Raw genomic sequence first — 17,719 nt, 5'->3', positions numbered from 1 at the left:
AACTGCATGGTTATTCTCCTTTCCAAGGTGCTAGTTGCTTAATCGATGTCGAATGATGATTTTTCGTTCATCCGGAATTGAAGTAGCGTGATGATGAAGATAAAGAGACCTAGCACAAGTGCCATCGCCGAAGCATATCCCAACTGGAAGTTCCCGAACGACTTTTGCCAAATATAAAAGACAGCAGAAGCAGAAGAATACTCCGGTCCACCCGTTGGCGTCATGACGTTAATTTCCGTAAAGATTTGAGCACCACCGATAATGTTTGTCACGATAATGAAGAATGTCACAGGCTTGACCATCGGGAGAGTGATGTACCAAAAACAGTGCCACGCATTCGCACCATCTAATTTCGCTGCTTCATAGTAGGATTTAGGTACACTTTGCAATGCCGCCAAATAAAGGAGCATCGTATACCCTAACCCTTTCCAGATGGCCATGACAATCAATGCTGGTTTGACCGTATTTGTATTTTGTAGCCAATTCGGACCGTCAATACCAATCAGATCTAAGAACTGATTTACTAGACCGTAATCTCCGTTATACGCCCACTGCCATAAAATCGAAACAGCAGCAATAGAGGAAATGACGGGGATGTAGTAAATGACTCGGAAGGTATTCGTGCCAAAAATTCCGCGATTCAGTGCTAAAGCGAGCATGAGAGCGAGTACGATCCCGATTGGAATACCAAGCATCATGAAGAGCGTGTTATACATCGACTTATAGAAATACTCATCTTGGAACAAATTAATGAAGTTCTCTAGACCAATGAATTTCATTTGTCCAAGTCCATTCCAATTGGTGAATGCGCCATAGAAGGAGTACATCAATGGCAATAATGCGAAAAGAAAGAATCCAATGACTGGCGCTGCAACAAACAAGTAGGCATAACGTTGCTCGGTTCGATATAACTTAGAAATCGTTTTTGTTTTCATCGTTCTTCCATCCTTTCCACGTCAAAGGGTCAGGTGGTGATAAACACCACCCTTTCTAAAACCTTTGATCAGTTCGCCTGTTTCTCTTGTGCGATGGCAGCATCCAGCAACTTCTGCATTTTTGGTTGCTCTTTCTTTACATAGTCTTCGACTGATGTTTTACCATCAAGGACAGGTTGGATGTTTTTAAAGAACTCGTCGTACCATTCTGCTGTGTACGTTTTCTCGGCTGGGAAACCACGACCGTAATCATTGATCAAGTCTAAGAACTCTTCTTTGTTCTTTGGTTGGATGGATGTGTCCTCCACCCAGTCTTTTGCAATCTCCATGCTATTTGGCAACTGGACTTGTGCATCGACTAATTCCTGTTGTCCTTCCTGATCAGCCGATAAGTACATGGCTAATTCAGCCGCTTCTTTTTGGTGTTTCGTCGTAGATCCGACACCGATACCGAGCGATCCGACCCAACCAGATGGCTTACCCGTTGATCCCGCTGGCCAAGGAAGTAGATCATACTCAAATTTCAATTGATCTTTGAACGCTGCCATATCCCACGGCCCGACTGGGAAGAACGCGAGTTGCCCCTTCATCCAACGTTGATACGTATCCAGTGTTTGCGTCTCACCGATAGAAGGCGTAATTTTATGTTTCACTTGTTGGTCGACGAAGAATTGCAAGGCTTCGATAAATTTCGGGTCGTCGATCGTCACCTTTGTTCCCTCTTCATTGATCCAATCTGCACCGTTGCTCCAAACGAACGGTTGTAGTGCCCAGTTCGCGTTAAAACCAGTACCATACTGATCCATCTTTCCGTCGCCATTCGTATCTTTCGTCAATTTTTTAGCTACTTTCACAAATTCATCCCATGTATAGGGTTTATCTTTATCCGGAAGTGGAACATTCTCTTTCTCAAACATCGTCTTGTTATAACCAAGTGCAAAAGGTCCTAAGTCCTTCGGTAGCCCGTAAATCGCACCTTTACCAAGGGCTTTTCCATCATAACGATACTTATCAACACCTTTTTGCCAGATGTCTTCTAATTTGATGTCTTTTGAACCTTCGACGTCTTTTGTAATATCTAATAGCACACCCGAGTTCACATACGCTTTGACTTGCGCTGGATTATAGAAGAAGACGTCAGGTACTTTGCGTCCCGCAATAGCAGATTTTAATTTTGTATCATATTGATCGGGGGCCGTCTGAACCATCGTTACTTTGACATCTTTATGTGCTTCTTCAAATCGCTTAACTGTCGCTTTATAGGCTTTTAATTCTTCAGGATTTCCACGGAACATGAATGTCAGTTCCACTTTTCCATCGGCGCTCTTTCCGTCTCCTGAACAACCAGCAAGTGCGATAGAAGTTGTCATGAGGGCAGTCATCGTTAACGCAAACATCTTTTTTGATTTACGATTCATCGTCAATTCCTCCATTGATTAATTTTTCGGATTCAAAAAAACTAAGATGTACGTACATATTTAATTAATAAAAAGTAATAGATGTATAACGAAGCCCACACAACATTATACTTAAATCGACTAAAAAGCTTTCATAACGGTAATGAAAGCGTTTTCTACACAACTTGAGTCTATTACATGGATTTGAACATGTCAATTTGATTTTTGTCATTTTTTCCTTTTTTGTACGTACATATATTCAACAAATCTGGTTTATTTCTTTATATTCGTAGCAAACCATACAATTATTTGCTACTATGAAGTTAATATCATGTCTTGTACGGATGAGTTGATACCGGTACAAGAAAGAAAGCAGGGACGCCTCATGGCACAACGTACAAAGTACAGTATGGTCAAAGATCATATTCTTAATTGGATAAATGATGGAACAGTAAAACCAGGCGAAAAAATTCCTCCGGAAAGTGAACTGGTCCACTCTTTCGGAGTAAGTCGACATACGATTCGACAAGCTGTCGGTGAGCTTGTCAATGAAGGCTATCTTTATCGCGAACAAGGTTCAGGAACTTATTGTTCCCATGTGTTACCGAATCCCATTCCGGAAACCATTGAACGAATAAGTAATGGAAAAAACATCGGCGTCATCACGACCTATATGTCAGATTATATTTTTCCCTCCATCATCCGTGGGATAGAATCACACTTAGCCTCTAAAGGTTATACGTTAACCTTATCGTGTACAGATAATGATGTAGAAAGAGAACGTCAATGCCTTGAAATGATGATTGATCGTCAAATCGACGGTTTGATTGTCGAACCAACGAAGAGTAGTAACTATAATCCAAATATTAAGTATTATTTGGAACTAGAACAGCAACATATACCTTACCTCATGATCAACCAGTTCTATTCACAATTGGTACCTGCTCACCTCATAATGGATGACGAAAAAGGTGGATTTTTAGCGGCGGAACATTTGATTAAACTCGGACATGAACGAATCCTAGGTCTATTCAAAACAGATGATTTACAGGGTGTCCATCGAATGAGTGGTTTCATCCGAGCATTTCGTGAATACGGTCTTCCTTTAGAACCAGAGCTGATCGTTACCTATACAACAGAAGACATGGTTCCGAGTTTCTATGACTCGATTGGATATTTTTTTGAGAATGCGGAAGAAAGACCGAGTGCTGTTGTTTGCTACAATGATCAACTTGCATTAAGCGTATTGGATCAGTTACGAAAGTTACATTTATCAGTGCCACAAGATATCTCGCTCGTCGGATATGATGACTCGATTCTTGCGGTCGCGACAGAAGTAAAGCTCACGTCAGTCCTTCATCCTAAGCAAGAATTAGGCCGCGCAGCAGCAGAATGGATTATCGCTGCAGTCGAAAAACAGGAGGCTCCACCCTCTCACATCTATGAACCTGAGCTTATCATTCGGAATTCGACAGCACCCTTCAATCGTCTCGAATCCAAATTAGGTTAATTTTATGGAAATTTCAAGGAGGCCATTATGAATTTAAAACATGAACAAAGTAAATTATTTCAGTTGCTTGAATTCGTCACTGGGCTCGTACAATTAAATTTCATTTTTCTGTTAACCCTATTACCCGTCTTTACGATATTTCCAGCTCTGTATGCTCTGACCTCAGTAGCTCGGCAGTGGTCCATTCATCAAGATTATAGTGTGTTTCGTTCATACGTTCATTTTTTTAAAGAAGCGACGCAACAGCATTTTAAATTCGGAATCGTATGGACGTGTATAGTGTTGTTCTTGATATTCGATTTCTTGATCATTCGTCAGATTGACTCGGGTCAGACTATTCTATTTACGGGTCTCATCGTCGTTAGCTTGGTCTTTTGTGCTCTTTCTCTATTTCTTTTCCCGATTTTGTCACATTTTGAAATGAAAAAAATCGATGTCTTGAAGTTAGCTTTCTTTAGCACTATTCGTTACGTGCACGTTTTATTGCTTGCTTTCCTCTTACTAGCAACATTAGCTGTCCTGGCTTATCAATCACCTCTCTACCTATTGTTTGGTTTCTCTTTTATTATGTTTTTTACAACAAAGTTGTATCTTCATCAATTAAATTGTACATTATCGAAAACATAAAAAATGTATTTTTAAATTTTAACGAAGAGAAAAGAAAAATTCCCTTTTTATTGCAATTAGGATAATCTAAATTTATGAGATAACATAAAACACCTCCGATACTAGTACTTTTAAAAGTACTAGTATCGGAGGTGTTTCAGATTGAAGACAAAGTAGTCATTCTTTTCTTTATCAAGAAAAAGCGTTTATTGTTCGCTTCGAATCGTGCATCCTCATCATTTCCTTTAATTGTTTCTCGAATTTCATCCATACTAGGATAGTCCGCAAATACATCGTCGTATAATAGCTCAACATCGTTATCTCGTTTTTCGAGATTTGGTAGTAGTTCTTCAAAAGATTCTGTTACAAAATGTGCAGTCTCGTCAGAGATTTCTAAACACCATACTTTTGAATTTTCAAGTTTTCATCAAAAATCAAAATACCAAGAATAATTCCCTTCATTTTCACCAAATATCATTTTTTCCCCAGCTCAGCCCCATTCTGAACTGAACACTGAATGGGGGCTTTTATCAAGTGTCCACCATTCAAGGTTCAGTTCATCAATCAGGAAGGAGGGGGTAATTATGTTCCACCCGAAAAATATAATCACTTCATTATTAATTCCTACCGTTATTTTTCTAATAACCCTCAAATAAGAATTAAATTTTTCACAATACATTTGTGTTTTTATTTTTATCGACCGATGTGAACAGACGTAAAGACAAACTTGTCATACCGGTGCCTCGAAAATGAATACTCGAACGGTTTTCCGTTTCCGAGGAACACCACTTGTTCGACTTCAATCACAGGATCAGTTTCTTCGTTCCCGAGGTATTCACGGTCCCACTGATTCGGTTTGTCCGCGCGAATCATCTTGTGTGAGCTGGTGATCGTATACCCAAGCTCTTCCTGAATGTACCGGTAAATTGAAGTATCCAGAATTTCTTTCGTCAATCCGGTGATCAGGGAAGATGGCATGAACGTATGTTCAATGACATATGGTTCTTCTTCTACGTAACGGACACGTCGAATTTCGTAGACCGGATCCGTCTTTTCGATCATCAGGTGACGTGCAACTTCCGCTTCCGGAAAACGGACCTCGAACTGCAAGACCTCACTCTTGACTGCCCGTTCGCCAAGCAGCTTCGTCAAGCCCTGCGATTCTTTGTTCAATACATTGATTCTTCCCTGCGAAAAGCTCGACGGCAGGATGAACGTTCCTTGTCCTCGTTGCCGGTAGATGATGCCTTCGAGTACTAAGATCTCCAAGGCGCGTTTCATCGTCATCCGGCTGACCTCGAATTCCTCGGCTAATTGAATCTCGTCCGGCATCGCCTCTTCGACATCATAACCTCCGTTAAGAATCCGTTTGCGTAACTCATCTGCGATTTTTTCATATTTTGGTTTCTTTTTTGTAGACATGATTCCACCCCATGTATAGACATATAAGAACAATATAACAAAAAAAGATAATCAGGGCTAGATATACCCTGATTATCTTTCCTCATTTTACGAATCCGTTCTCTTCAATCAAATGCTTGAACCAATGCCCACTCTTTTTGACCGTTCTCGTCTGACTGGACAGATCTACCCCGACAAAACCATAGCGGTTTTTATAGGCGTTGCTCCATGACCAGTTGTCCATGAACGTCCAGAGATGATACCCTTTGACGTTCGAACCTTCCTGTAAGGCAAGATGCACCCACTTGAGATGCTCCGCGATGAAATCAATCCGGTAATCATCCTGAATGCTTCCGTCCGCATCACGATACCGTTCTTCCCCCTCGACGCCCATGCCGTTCTCCGAAATGAAGCACTCGATGTTTCCATAGTTCTCACGCAAGTTCGTCAAGATGTCATAGACACCCTTCTCGTAGATTTCCCATCCCCGGTGACGGTTCATTTTACGTCCCGGCATCTCATAATAATCGAACAGATGCTCCGGCATGAATGGAGCCGCCGGATTCGGAAGATGCTCCTTCACTTTGATGCGTCTTGGCTGGTAATAGTTGATACCGAGCAGGTCGACCGTATACGTCGCAATCATCTGCCGGTCCGTTTCTTCCATGACCGGTAAAGCGTCCTGTTCTTCTAACAGTTTGACCAATTCCTGCGGGAAGCTGCCTAAGACGGACGGATCCAGGAAGGAGCGGTTGAACAGGATGTCCGCCAAATGAGCAGCTTGGACGTCCGCCTCATTCTGACTTCTCGGATAAGAAGGCGTCAGGTTCAGAATGATACCAATCTTGCCCGCCTGATCTGAATCCTTATACGCCTTGATCGCCAGCGCACTTGACAGGATCGAATGATACGCGACCTGAACGGCTCTTTTGAAGTCCACCACGTTCGGATAGTGGAAATCATATAAATATCCACCCTCGACCGGGACGATCGGTTCGTTATGTGTGAACCATTTCGCCACGCGATCCCCGAACAAATCAAAGCATTTCTTAGCATAGTCGACAAAATGCAGGACGACGTCCCGGCTCTCCCAGCCACCTTTCTGCTGTAACGCAAGCGGCATATCGAAATGATAGAGATTGACGAAAGGTTCAATCCCTGCCTCGATCAGCTCATCGATGACACGATTATAGAAATCCACGGCCAACGGATTGATGTCCCCTTCACCTGTCGGGAACAGCCGGGACCAGGAGATCGACATACGGAAAGAGTTGTGTCCCAGTTCCTTCATCAGGGCGATGTCTTCCTCATACTGATGATAGAAGTTCGAAGCTACCGTGGCCCCAACGCCGTCAAAGAAGCGATTCGGTTCCTGTTCGTACCAATAGTCCCAAATGTTCGGGCCTTTCCCCGCTTCATCAGCGGCACCTTCCATTTGCGTTGCGGAAGCAGCCGTTCCCCACCAAAAGTCAGTCGGGAAGGTATATTTTTTTGTCCGTCCGGTCATATTTTCAATCTGATTCATCGTATGCACATCCCATCTGTAGTTTTCACTTAACCGATTTGTTGGTCCTTCTCTTGTGCAGCCTTTTCTTCTTCTCTTTCCTTCTTCAGGTTCAGACGATCGATGAAAACGAGGAACGGGAACCATACGGCCATGATGATGGCGAAGTTGACGAGCTGTAATAACCCGCCGGCAAGGGAATTCGTCGCCATCATTCCACTGATGAACATCGGAACGGTCCACGGAACGGCGACACCGGTCGGAGGAGGAACGAGACCGGATGACATGGCGAAGTACGTCACGGTGACAGTAATCAGCGGTGCGACGATCCACGGAATCATGATGAGTGGATTCATGACGATCGGGAGTCCGAAAATCATCGGTTCATTGACGTTGAAGACACCCGGTCCAATCGACAGCTTCCCGATTTGTTTCAATTGTTTGGAGCGCATGAACAACAGGATGGCGACGACAACAGCCAATGTCGAACCTGATCCGCCGATCCCGACGGTATAGATCTCGATAAACTGTTTGCTGATGATGTTCGGAATTTCTCCGTTCGATGTGTAGGCGTTCAGGTTTTCGAGAGACAGCGTGTTCCAAATCGGGTCCATCACCGAGTTGACGATGACCTGACCATGCAGACCGAAAAACCAAAACAGCTGGACAAAGAAAATCGCGATCAAGGTCGGGACGAGTCCATTTCCTAGATTGACGAGCGGCTTTTGAACGAGATCAAAGATAAGGTCATGTAAGTTCGTGTTCAAAATAGAAGTGACTGCAATGTTGATCCCGAGGAAAATCGTGAGGGTCAACAAGGCTGGAACGAGGGCCGAAAACGATTTGGCGACCGCGGTCGGTACGCCGGCCGGCATTTTGATCGTCCAGTTCTTTTGGACGACGAAGCGGTAGATTTCTCCTGACAAGAATCCGGTGATCATGGCAAGGAACATGCCTTTCGCACCTAAACGGTCGAGTGGAATGACGTTTCCGACCGGACCTGTGACATTTTCAACTGAAACAAAAAACGGAGTAAGTAATAAGAACGAGACTAAAGCGATGACACCACCGAATACGGCTTCAACTTCGTAACTTTTAGAAAGATAATAGCCAATTCCAAACACCACAAACAATGACATGATTCCCATCGTCGCGGACGGTGCATTTCCGAGTGACGTCTTGAAGGCATCGAGTACGCCGGGAGACATGAACTTATCAAGAAACGGCAGATTGGCGACGACGACGATCAACGAACCGAACATCGTAATCGGAAAAGCAAGCATGAACGCATCACGTAACGTTTGCAGGTAACGACTGTTATTCAAAAATGCCGCCATCGGCATCAGGAAACGACTCAACAGGTCGAACCACTTACTATTCTCAGTCATCTCAAACACTCCTTATTATTTTTTAGAAAACTTATGTTCCATGAGCTCAATGAGCCCTGAGGTTAAATCAAGCATCGTCTGTGTCGACATCAAATGGTCTTCTGCATGCAACAAGAGAAGAGATAACGTCGTCGGTTCACCATTTGCTTCCTTTTGGACTTGGCTGAAGTGAACCTGGTGCGCTTCCTGCAGTTGCGAACGTGCACTGGTCAGTAATTGATCAAACTCTTCAAAAGTGCCCTCTTTGTATACTTCGATGGCTTCGCGGATTGTGCTTCGTGCATTTCCGCTGTGCAAAATCATCATGAACGCTACTTGTTCGATCGTCTGTTCATTTGTCGGCATATTGTTCACCCCATTAATTTTACGGCTTGTTCGTACGCCGCTTTTCCGTCAGCCATTCCATATGCCATCATATCGATCACTTCGACCGGCTTATCTGTCGCCTTTTGAAATTTCGATAATAAAAAGCGCATTTGAGGTCCGATCAGAATGACATCAGCACCGTCGATCTCCTTCAATGCCTGATCTTGACCCACTGCCCAAATCTTGGCTTCTTCTCCGATTCCCTTCGCATGTTCCTGCATTTTCGATACCAGGATACTCGTCGACATTCCCGAGCTGCACGCCAACATAATTTTTTTCATTTGATATTTCCTCCTTTTTTGAAATCGCTTACACATTTGATTATACGGATTTTCAAACCCATGTCTATACTTGATAATTATTTTGTTTATTTTTATTTATCAAAAGTGTAGAGTTGTCATTGAAAACAGATTGAAGGAGGAATGAAGCATGCAGAAACCGATTTTTTTTGAACCCATCGTAAAAGAGCGGATATGGGGTGGTCAGAAGCTTCAACAGTATGGGTTTTCCATTTCAGATGAGCAACGGACAGGCGAAGTCTGGACGCTCGCCAGTCATCCGAACGGTATGACGACCGTCCGCTCCGGTCCGATGGCAGGCATGACACTGGAAGAATTATGGTCAAACCACCCTGAAATATTCGGAAGGGAGACGGACTCCGACTTCCCGCTTTTGTTGAAGTGGATTGATGCCTCGACGGATTTATCCGTCCAAGTCCATCCGACCGATTCAGATGCCAGACGCTATGAAGACCAGCCGTTCGGTAAGAATGAATGTTGGTACATCATCGATTGTCCAGAGAATGCCACGCTCATCTATGGTCATTCCCTGTCCTCACCATCCGAGTTTGATACGGCAATCGACCAGGGAACCTTAGTCCAATCGCTGAAACACGTCCCGATCTCAAAAGGTGACTTCTTCTATGTCCCGGCCGGAACGGTCCATGCTTTGACGAAAGGCTGCGTCGTCCTTGAAATCCAACAAAGTTCAGATACGACATACCGGCTGTATGATTATGATCGTCTTGATCCTGTGACAGGAGTGAAACGTCCTCTTCATCTCGAGCAAGCCCGACGTGTCATCCGTTTCCCGCATTTTCACTATGTGGAATCTCCTGTTTTCTTGTCTCCCTTCCGCAAAAGACTGACGCAGACACCTGATTTCTTCGTCGAAGAATGGACCATCCGCCAGACACATACCTTGGAGTCATCCCCTTTGTTCCAGATCATTACGGTCATTGAAGGAACGATCGAATTGAATGGTATCAAATTATCGGTCGGCACAACGGTCCTCTTACCCGCCAACAGCGAGCATACCGTCTCTGGAACAGGACTTCTGATCGTCACCGGTCCCGCACTAAAAATAACTCGTCCGCTCCGGATCGGTATCGATTTAGGTGGCACTCAAACACGGGTCGCCGTCGTCGATCAAGATACCATCATCAAACAGCTGTCATTTCCGACACGTCCGGCAGCCGGTCCGGAACAAACTATCTCTCACATCAAACAAGCCATTCAACTGTTCTCGGACGAATTCCAGCTGACGACAATCGGTATCGCCGCACCTGGTCCGCTCGATACCAAGACCGGCCATCTCCTGTCTCCTCCGAATCTGCCGGGTTGGGATGACGTCGATCTCGTCACCCCTCTATCCTCGATGTTCGACATCCCGGTGTCGCTTGAGAATGATGCGAATGCCGCAGCACTCGGCGAAGCATTGTTCGGAGCGGGTCAACCGTACTCTTCTGTCTATTACGTGACGGTCAGCACAGGGATCGGAGGCGGATATGTTTATGAGAAAAAACTCATCCGCGGGGCACATGGGTATGCTGGAGAAATCGGCAATACGATCATCGATTCATCCGGTCCGGTTCATCCTGTGCTTAATGCCGGTTCGCTTGAAGGACTAGCCAGCGGCACAGCTCTTCAATCACGTGCTTTAGAAAAGCGGGCGTCGTCCATCGAACTGTTACTCGAGGACCCACAGGAACGGACTCGTTTCATCAACCACCTGGCGACAGGACTCGCCAATATCATCCACACGATTGATCCAGATGTCATCGTCATCGGCGGCGGTGTTACCGGATCAGCCGATTTGTATTGGGAAGAGTTGCTTGAAGCAGTCAGCGGACTGGTTTATCCGGCGCTCCGATCAACTATCGACATTCGTCTCGCGACGCTGGAGGGTCATGCAGGAGTCATCGGGGCGGCATATATCGATTAATTCGTCCACTACCCCACAGACTTTTTCATCTCAAAGATGTCCTCTTTATTAGAACTTTCGCTGATTGTTTTTATTTAGGAATCTAAAAAAGAGGAGCCTGCACATCAATTTCATGTGAAGGCTCCTCTTTTAGGAAATATGTAGACTGAATTTTCCTTTGTTATGGCAGTGAATGCATTTGGTAGTTCAGTTCTTCAACATCTTCTTCGAACTATAGAATGCAAAAGCAATCAGACTACCCACGATACTTCCTGACCTCAATTGATCGTATTTGAATCAGTTTTAGTCATCGATGATTTCTATCTCTTGAAAAGAATGCTCCGTAAAGTTCCCAACAAAATCAAAACCCGCGGCATCATAAAAAATCATCAGCTGTTTGATTTTATTTCATCATTCCTGTGTGTAGACGCATTTTGACGAATTCATAACTTTCGCCGTTCGTTTCCTGCTGAAACCGTTCGACCGGCTCAAAACCGCTTTTTGTGTACAGCCGGATTGCCCGTTCGTTAAACGTCGCGACGGCTAATTCGATTTGATGTGGTTGATATTTCTCGATCGCAAAGGCAAGACCGCTTTCTAAAAACGTTGTACCGTTCCCCTGCCCCGTCAAATCCGGACGCATCCCCAGTGCCACATCAAGGCTGTCCTGTCCGAGCTCAAATACAAAAAATCCGATTAGTTGTGTTCCATTCATCACCGCATAATAATGTTCCGTCCGTTGATTGGGATCGAGAAATTCCGCCAAGTCTTCTTGGTCGTTCGGCATATCGTAGAAGGCAAAGTCACCCTCGTATGTCCAGTCATAGGCAATCTGTTCCGCCTGATTTTGCGTCAGCGGTAAAAAGGTATAGGTCATCATACATTCTCCTTTTTTAAAATCACTCAGAATGCTTTATTTTTTATTTTCAAGGTAAAGTGTTTCGTCAACTTCTTCATATGTAGAAGCATCATCGTATATTACAGTTAGCTCAGTGTCTTCTAACCACTCCCAAAAGTATTCGCCTTGGGCAATAATAGCGCGTTCTAAAAAACATTCGAAATTTAAATTTAATGGAACCGCCATATCGAGACCATCTGATGGATGCACAACTGTGATATATGGTTTTTTAAAGGATTCTTCTGCATCCGTACATTGATTTTTATCAATTAAAATCCAATTCTCATCTATTTGACCTATGATCCAGTAGTTTCCTTCTGAAAGGAGACCGTCTTCTGAATGGTGTTCTTCCGACATTTCCAGCATTTCCTTAATAGAAAACAATTCTAGGATTAGATCAGATTCAGTTCTAAATAAGCCACATCCATCATGCAACGTTAAAAAATGTTTATAGTCATTCGGTAAAGAAAAATTATCTTCAGACAAGCAGGATTCAATTTCTTGAGAAGTTAAAGGTTTATTAAAACTACAAGTTGCCCATCCGTTTCTACCGTATCTTCCCATAATAAATCTCGGCTCATCTTTAAACATTTGTTTGAGCAAAGTCAAGGTTCTTTCAATCGGTTTCATCTTATATCCTCCTCAATTTTCGAACTGCTCCTACATAAAAGCATTCTCTTCATTCTATACCTTTAATTGGAAATAAAGATACCAACTTCTCGCGTTTATGATATGATCAACTCAATAAAAAATACATATATTACCTTTTTTAAAAGGAAGGAGGTTTTTGAATGAGTGGTGATGGACTAGTTTGGAGTGTTCTAATATCAAGCTTAATCGTATTAAATTTGTCGGCTGTTCTTTTATACAGGAAAGGTAAAATGCCCTTATGGGGATCCGGTTTAATAATCGGATTTCTTGGACCAATCATTGCTTTAATATCAGGTTCTATCTTTTTAAAGATAGACTACAGTGCGGACGGAGAGGGTTTTGGGGCTGCTTTTTCAGCAGCTTTTATTGGATTCGTTATCGTTGGTAACGGAATCCTTTATTTTATTGTCGGTCTTGTAATAGTGATTACGAACTTCATTAGAAAACGTCAACTAAATCAACGATGATGAATACAAAAATATGAAGTAAATTTATCTTATTAAATTAAAGAACAGATAAATCTGTATAAACTCATTGAACAAAGTGTCTCTATTTTCAGAAACAACAATTTTACAATTAACTCAATTAATTTTATGGAACAAGGAGGGACTTCGTGAAAAGACGTTTAGATAAGCAACGTTCTACACTTAGCGGGAAATTGACTTTGATCGCAATCTTTGTCGTGCTGATGATTGGTGCATTTTTAGGGGCTATAAACAATCAAAGCAAAATCGCAGATGAACCTAAGAAGGAAATCAAAGTGGCTGATGAGAAAAAAACAACTGCTGAAAAGCAGCCAGAAATCAAAAGTACAGATTTGAAAAACTCGGCGCCGGACACAATCGAGAACGACTTGAAATTGTATGATGAGAATATTGATAAGGTCGTCGTGCGAGATAAAGCATTGATTGTGACCTATAAAGATTCGGCATTTTGGAGTGACAATTCTCTTTTGGAAGAATACGCCTATGATTCAATCAACCTGATTGAGGATCTTTATTCGAACCAAAACTTTGATTTATTCGCTTTTGAACGCCCTACCGTGATGACAGACGATAACGGGAATGAGAAGTTAGATACGGTATTCAAATCTTTTTATACCCGCAATACACTGGATCAGATGAATCTTGATAACTTCACGGACATGGTTCTCGTTGATAGGAAGCGTTATTTTCAAAAAGCAGACGGGTACTGGCTACATCCTGGCATCTTCTTGAATGTCGATAAGAAGTTACGTGAAGGTATTCGCTCCCCTATCAACTTCGACAACATGGATGAATCCCGTTACAACATGCGAGATGGTGCTACGAATGATGTAGTAGAACAACCTGATTCCGTGAAAAAAGAGAAACCGATCGTTGCGGAACCAGTCACGGAAGACGCAGTGGAAGAACCGCAAACAGAAGCTGAACAATCTATTTCATATGATGCTCCCGCCATCGTCAATAGTACATTCATCATTACGCAAGGATTCGATCAACTCTCTTTCAAAATCGAAGAACTTAGCGTCATGGTTGGTACGAAGGGGGACCTCATCACCGCCCCACTATCGTCTTCGCTATTCAGCTTGAAAGAAATGATGGATCACACTGGTCAAGAAATCACAAAGTTACAACAAACAAGTACACCGTCTGATATTGGCGCCACGACAGAACAACTTGCCACTAACCAAGCTGAAATGAATCAGATTTATGAGGAACTTCAACAACAGTTTTATAGCATCGACAAACAGGATTATCCGGATGCTGCACAACTCGTGAGTGCCATCAAACAGAACTTTAGTATGATGGAGAAACTCACTCATCCTGACGTTTCGGCATACAGCAAATATTTTAAAGAAAACGCAGATGAACAAAGGAACTAACCGTATTACACTGAAGGCACCCAAGTGCCTTTTTTATAACTAAGAATAGAACATATGTACGTCAAAGGATAAGAATAAGAATATAAAAATCACCAAGCAACCAAACGGCCGATGGAAAGTACGAATCAATCCGGGATTTGACAAGACTAGGAAACGCGTTCAACTCGCCTACTCGTCTGAACATAAGAAGAAAGTCGAGTTTTTGGTGGCAGACCAACTCCGAAAACGACGAGAGGGTTTCATCCGTCAGATGATCAATAAGCGTCGTATGGAAGACCTGTTCGTCGTTTGTTTGGAAAAACACATTCGCCTGAGCAAAGTGAAAAAGACCTATCATTCGTATCAAAACATCGTCAAGGGAATACCGCTACTTTAGTTCAAGAACTCTAATCGAAGAAAGTCACACACCACCGTATACCCAGCGTGTACTCATCGAGCGGGACAAAAAAGGACTCAAGGCATCGACCATCAACTCCTACCGGGCCATCATGATCGTTCTGTTTTCTTGGATGAAACGGATGGGACTTCACGGACCATCACCTGAACCCATTCTCAAAGATGACGAAATTGAGTGAAAGCGTCAAGGAACTGACACGAATTCAACAAGAGAAATATGGCTTCTCAGTTCGCATCTTCATTGGACGACAAAAAACCGCTCAACAGAGCGGTTCGTGAATATTCGGCAGAAAAATAAAAAAAGTGGGAACTGAATGGGAACTAGCGACTTCCCTACCCTTGAAAACCGCTTAAGACTGTGGTCTTTTCCGACGTAAACCATAATACTGGTAGAACTGAACTTCGATATTTCCGTTATACAGCTTACGGCGTTTTGTCGCCGGGCGGCCGAATGCTTTTTCGAACTCGACGTACGACGTGATCATATAGACACTGTAGTACGGGAATTCACGGAACGCATTGCCGATCTTCCGGTACAGCTGATGGACTTCACGTGCGTCCTCCAGACGTTCCCCGTACGGCGGGTTCCCGATGATGACACCAAAGTCTTCCTTCGGCTTGAAGTCGGCCGCGTCGCGTTGCATGACATTGATCGCGTCGCGGACGTCTGCGAGCTCGGCGTTTTGTTTCGCGAGCTTGACCATCTCCGGATCCGTATCATTGGCATAGATTTTGAGTGGCTTGTCCCACTCGGCTTTGTCGTTTGCTTCCTTGATTGCATCGAACCAGGCTTTTTTCGGAATACAGGCCCATTCCTGCGACGCGAATTCGCGGTTGATCCCCGGTGCGATGTTACGGCCGATCATGGCTGCTTCGATCGCCAGTGTCCCGGATCCCGTAAAGACGTCGTACAGCGGCATGTCCGGCTTCCAGTTCGTCAGCATCAGCATCGCTGCCGCCATCGTTTCTTTCAGCGGTGCCGCCGAATGAAACTCGCGGTAACCGCGTTTATGGAGGGCATCGCCTGACGTATCGATCGTCAGCGTCGCGATGTCTTTTAGAAGCGCGACTTCGATCGGGAAGCTGGCACCGGTTTTCGGTAACCACTCATCGCCCATGTTGTAGGCTTCCTGCATGTGCGAGACGATTGCTTTTTCCGTGATCTTCTGACAGTCCCGGATCGAGAACAACTTCGATTTGACCGAGCGGCCGTTGACGACGTAGTTCGCTTCCCACGGCAACAGTTCGCTCCACGGGAGGTCTTTGACCTGATCAAATAATTTTTCGAATGATGTCGCCTTAAATTCCGCGACGACGAGTTTGACACGGTCCGCTGTCCGTAACCAAAGGTTGAGACGGGGAATGTCCTCAAGCTCACAATCGATGTAGACTTTTCCGTCCTCGACCGTACACTCGTATCCTAAATCGCGGACTTCCTTGGCGACGAGGGATTCGATTCCCATTGCCGCCGTCGCGATGACTAAACGTTTTGCCATGATTGTTCACGCTCCTACCTGTTTCTAAAATTTCCAAAAATCATTTCAATAAAAAAAGAGCCCAGTTGGACCTGGACTCTCGTTCAAAGTAAAAATAACAGCCTATGTGGTCCTGTAAGCCATGTTCTGTTCCCTAGTGTTGCAAACGGTTTGACCCTCACACGCGGGCGACAATCATCTATCTCCGTATTTACATACGCTCTCCTTCGCGTTCAGTTCCGCTCCGGAAATTCCCCTACCAAATTTGGGTTTCTCGCTCGTGGGGTTTACCTCGTTCCACCCTTACTGTTTCCAGTAAGGCTCCGTCACTGTGGCACTTTCAAGAAGTTTCGGCCATATCAGAAGACTTAGGCGTTCCTTCTGCCGTCAGCACGACGCTGCCTACACTTATCTTTTCGTGTAGCACGATCACTACAACCATCGCAGGTTGTGCGAGCATGGACTTTCCTCAAAGCACCGGAGTGCCCCGCAATTGTCCGAACCAACATAGTCACTGCTTAACAGTGTAGCGCACGCGAGCGTTTCTAGCAAGAGGTATTTCACGTTTAGTGGGCGGAAAAGTTGCAATTCTTCCTGATTTTACGGTATAGTACAATGGTTCAGAAAGGGGCATATACCATGAAAAAAAGACGCTCTGGTACGAACCAGCGTACCGTACGGAAGTTGACGTTCTTGATCGAGATTGATGAAATCAAGGCCCTTCATCTCCGGAACGGCATTTTTGCCTTTTACCGCAAGGGTGAACTCATCCATGCGTTCGAGCCATTTAATGTAAAACAACCTGATGCATTTTCGAAACGGAGTTACCATTTTGACCAGCATGACATCTTATTGATGAATGAACGGTTCCCACAACAGATTCCGCTGTACGATGAAGCGATGACGTTACGGTCGTGGGCGAATCAGGTCGAATACGGCTTGTATCAGCTAATCGATTCAGGACGCCTGTCGTTCATCCATGAAGACGATACCGGCTACAAAATGGAAGCAACGATTCAGTGGACCGGCGAAACGCTAGACGTTCCGACGCCCATCTATAAAAAAGGAAAAGACCCAAAGTAAATACTTTGAGTCCTTAACGAGCTGTCTCTCCTCAGGTGAGACG

The 17,719-nt window shown here is 44.1% G+C and carries 16 protein-coding genes and 1 other RNA gene; 6 read left to right on the top strand and 11 right to left on the bottom strand.

Annotated elements, in window-relative coordinates:
• Positions 1 to 38 precede the first annotated feature (38 nt).
• Positions 39 to 935 carry a carbohydrate ABC transporter permease gene (locus HNY42_RS08015; RefSeq protein ID WP_131972970.1) on the bottom strand — a complete coding sequence of 299 codons (897 nt, stop codon included), beginning with the start codon at positions 933 to 935 and terminating at the stop codon, positions 39 to 41.
• 68 nt (positions 936 to 1,003) lie between these two features.
• Positions 1,004 to 2,353 (bottom strand): ABC transporter substrate-binding protein, encoded by a 1,350-nt coding sequence (locus tag HNY42_RS08010; protein WP_131972971.1) that lies wholly within the window; start codon positions 2,351 to 2,353, stop codon positions 1,004 to 1,006.
• Positions 2,354 to 2,717: 364 nt separating this feature from the next.
• On the opposite strand from HNY42_RS08010, the gene HNY42_RS08005 reads away from it, so the two are divergent.
• Together HNY42_RS08005 and HNY42_RS16360 are read left to right on the top strand one after the other, a co-directional pair.
• Positions 2,718 to 3,842: a GntR family transcriptional regulator gene (locus HNY42_RS08005; RefSeq protein ID WP_131972972.1), complete on the top strand. Its 1,125-nt coding sequence runs from the start codon at positions 2,718 to 2,720 to the stop codon at positions 3,840 to 3,842.
• A 27-nt stretch (positions 3,843 to 3,869) separates the two neighbouring features.
• The gene (locus tag HNY42_RS16360; protein WP_188004148.1) at positions 3,870 to 4,469 is read left to right on the top strand and encodes a YesL family protein; all 600 of its coding nucleotides are present in this window, start codon (positions 3,870 to 3,872) and stop codon (positions 4,467 to 4,469) included.
• Between the two features lie 672 nt (positions 4,470 to 5,141).
• On the opposite strand, the gene HNY42_RS07995 is transcribed toward HNY42_RS16360, so the two are convergent.
• The 5 genes from HNY42_RS07995 to HNY42_RS07975 form a co-directional block, all read right to left on the bottom strand.
• Complete coding sequence (locus tag HNY42_RS07995; RefSeq protein WP_131972974.1) at positions 5,142 to 5,870, bottom strand: GntR family transcriptional regulator; 729 nt, start codon at positions 5,868 to 5,870, stop codon at positions 5,142 to 5,144.
• Positions 5,871 to 5,952: 82 nt separating this feature from the next.
• Positions 5,953 to 7,374, bottom strand: coding sequence for a glycoside hydrolase family 1 protein (locus HNY42_RS07990; protein ID WP_255508279.1), 1,422 nt, complete (start codon positions 7,372 to 7,374; stop codon positions 5,953 to 5,955).
• 29 nt (positions 7,375 to 7,403) lie between these two features.
• On the bottom strand, positions 7,404 to 8,741 hold the full coding sequence (celB, locus tag HNY42_RS07985) for a PTS cellobiose transporter subunit IIC (RefSeq protein WP_188004147.1): 1,338 nt from the start codon (positions 8,739 to 8,741) through the stop codon (positions 7,404 to 7,406).
• 15 nt (positions 8,742 to 8,756) lie between these two features.
• Entirely contained in the window at positions 8,757 to 9,086 is a 330-nt protein-coding gene (locus HNY42_RS07980) for a PTS sugar transporter subunit IIA (protein ID WP_165871650.1), read from the bottom strand.
• Positions 9,087 to 9,091: 5 nt separating this feature from the next.
• Positions 9,092 to 9,388, bottom strand: coding sequence for a PTS sugar transporter subunit IIB (locus HNY42_RS07975; RefSeq protein ID WP_131502825.1), 297 nt, complete (start codon positions 9,386 to 9,388; stop codon positions 9,092 to 9,094).
• 148 nt (positions 9,389 to 9,536) lie between these two features.
• Here HNY42_RS07975 and manA point away from each other — a divergent pair, with 148 nt between their 5' ends.
• Positions 9,537 to 11,330 carry a mannose-6-phosphate isomerase, class I gene (manA, locus tag HNY42_RS07970; RefSeq protein WP_188004146.1) on the top strand — a complete coding sequence of 598 codons (1,794 nt, stop codon included), beginning with the start codon at positions 9,537 to 9,539 and terminating at the stop codon, positions 11,328 to 11,330.
• A 382-nt stretch (positions 11,331 to 11,712) separates the two neighbouring features.
• Here the strand turns inward: manA and HNY42_RS07965 are convergent, their stop codons facing one another.
• Both HNY42_RS07965 and HNY42_RS07960 read right to left on the bottom strand, forming a co-directional pair.
• Positions 11,713 to 12,186, bottom strand: a complete 474-nt coding sequence (locus HNY42_RS07965) for a GNAT family N-acetyltransferase (protein ID WP_188004145.1) — start codon at positions 12,184 to 12,186, stop codon at positions 11,713 to 11,715.
• Between the two features lie 36 nt (positions 12,187 to 12,222).
• Positions 12,223 to 12,837 (bottom strand): SMI1/KNR4 family protein, encoded by a 615-nt coding sequence (locus HNY42_RS07960; protein WP_188004144.1) that lies wholly within the window; start codon positions 12,835 to 12,837, stop codon positions 12,223 to 12,225.
• Positions 12,838 to 12,998: 161 nt separating this feature from the next.
• Here HNY42_RS07960 and HNY42_RS07955 point away from each other — a divergent pair, with 161 nt between their 5' ends.
• Together HNY42_RS07955 and HNY42_RS07950 are read left to right on the top strand one after the other, a co-directional pair.
• The gene (locus tag HNY42_RS07955; RefSeq protein WP_188004143.1) at positions 12,999 to 13,325 is read left to right on the top strand and encodes an ABC transporter permease; all 327 of its coding nucleotides are present in this window, start codon (positions 12,999 to 13,001) and stop codon (positions 13,323 to 13,325) included.
• A gap of 146 nt (positions 13,326 to 13,471) precedes the next feature.
• Complete coding sequence (locus tag HNY42_RS07950; protein ID WP_188004142.1) at positions 13,472 to 14,722, top strand: hypothetical protein; 1,251 nt, start codon at positions 13,472 to 13,474, stop codon at positions 14,720 to 14,722.
• A 746-nt stretch (positions 14,723 to 15,468) separates the two neighbouring features.
• Here HNY42_RS07950 and HNY42_RS07945 read toward each other — a convergent pair.
• Complete coding sequence (locus tag HNY42_RS07945) at positions 15,469 to 16,614, bottom strand: THUMP domain-containing class I SAM-dependent RNA methyltransferase (protein ID WP_026828599.1); 1,146 nt, start codon at positions 16,612 to 16,614, stop codon at positions 15,469 to 15,471.
• Between the two features lie 110 nt (positions 16,615 to 16,724).
• An RNA gene (gene rnpB, locus HNY42_RS07940) (RNase P RNA component class B) lies at positions 16,725 to 17,098 on the bottom strand.
• A gap of 134 nt (positions 17,099 to 17,232) precedes the next feature.
• On the opposite strand from rnpB, the gene HNY42_RS07935 reads away from it, so the two are divergent.
• The gene (locus HNY42_RS07935; protein WP_233494547.1) at positions 17,233 to 17,676 is read left to right on the top strand and encodes a hypothetical protein; all 444 of its coding nucleotides are present in this window, start codon (positions 17,233 to 17,235) and stop codon (positions 17,674 to 17,676) included.
• The last annotated feature ends 43 nt before the right edge of the window (positions 17,677 to 17,719 follow it).

Source organism: Exiguobacterium sp. Helios (assembly GCF_014524545.1).
In the GTDB taxonomy this organism is placed as follows: Bacteria; Bacillota; Bacilli; order Exiguobacteriales; family Exiguobacteriaceae; genus Exiguobacterium_A.
The sequence above is the reverse complement of the archived record's forward strand: the minus strand, read 5'-3'. Positions and strand labels throughout refer to the sequence as shown.

What these genes read in the sequence shown, in the direction of transcription:
- HNY42_RS08015 (WP_131972970.1), bottom strand. Translation starts at nt 935, where the DNA reads ATGAAAACAAAAACGATTTCTAAGTTATATCGAACCGAGCAACGTTAT.
- HNY42_RS08010 (WP_131972971.1), bottom strand. Translation starts at nt 2,353, where the DNA reads ATGAATCGTAAATCAAAAAAGATGTTTGCGTTAACGATGACTGCCCTC.
- HNY42_RS08005 (WP_131972972.1), top strand. Translation starts at nt 2,718, where the DNA reads ATGGCACAACGTACAAAGTACAGTATGGTCAAAGATCATATTCTTAAT.
- HNY42_RS16360 (WP_188004148.1), top strand. Translation starts at nt 3,870, where the DNA reads ATGAATTTAAAACATGAACAAAGTAAATTATTTCAGTTGCTTGAATTC.
- HNY42_RS07995 (WP_131972974.1), bottom strand. Translation starts at nt 5,870, where the DNA reads ATGTCTACAAAAAAGAAACCAAAATATGAAAAAATCGCAGATGAGTTA.
- HNY42_RS07990 (WP_255508279.1), bottom strand. Translation starts at nt 7,374, where the DNA reads ATGAATCAGATTGAAAATATGACCGGACGGACAAAAAAATATACCTTC.
- celB (WP_188004147.1), bottom strand. Translation starts at nt 8,741, where the DNA reads ATGACTGAGAATAGTAAGTGGTTCGACCTGTTGAGTCGTTTCCTGATG.
- HNY42_RS07980 (WP_165871650.1), bottom strand. Translation starts at nt 9,086, where the DNA reads ATGCCGACAAATGAACAGACGATCGAACAAGTAGCGTTCATGATGATT.
- HNY42_RS07975 (WP_131502825.1), bottom strand. Translation starts at nt 9,388, where the DNA reads ATGAAAAAAATTATGTTGGCGTGCAGCTCGGGAATGTCGACGAGTATC.
- manA (WP_188004146.1), top strand. Translation starts at nt 9,537, where the DNA reads ATGCAGAAACCGATTTTTTTTGAACCCATCGTAAAAGAGCGGATATGG.
- HNY42_RS07965 (WP_188004145.1), bottom strand. Translation starts at nt 12,186, where the DNA reads ATGACCTATACCTTTTTACCGCTGACGCAAAATCAGGCGGAACAGATT.
- HNY42_RS07960 (WP_188004144.1), bottom strand. Translation starts at nt 12,837, where the DNA reads ATGAAACCGATTGAAAGAACCTTGACTTTGCTCAAACAAATGTTTAAA.
- HNY42_RS07955 (WP_188004143.1), top strand. Translation starts at nt 12,999, where the DNA reads ATGAGTGGTGATGGACTAGTTTGGAGTGTTCTAATATCAAGCTTAATC.
- HNY42_RS07945 (WP_026828599.1), bottom strand. Translation starts at nt 16,614, where the DNA reads ATGGCAAAACGTTTAGTCATCGCGACGGCGGCAATGGGAATCGAATCC.
- HNY42_RS07935 (WP_233494547.1), top strand. Translation starts at nt 17,233, where the DNA reads ATGAAAAAAAGACGCTCTGGTACGAACCAGCGTACCGTACGGAAGTTG.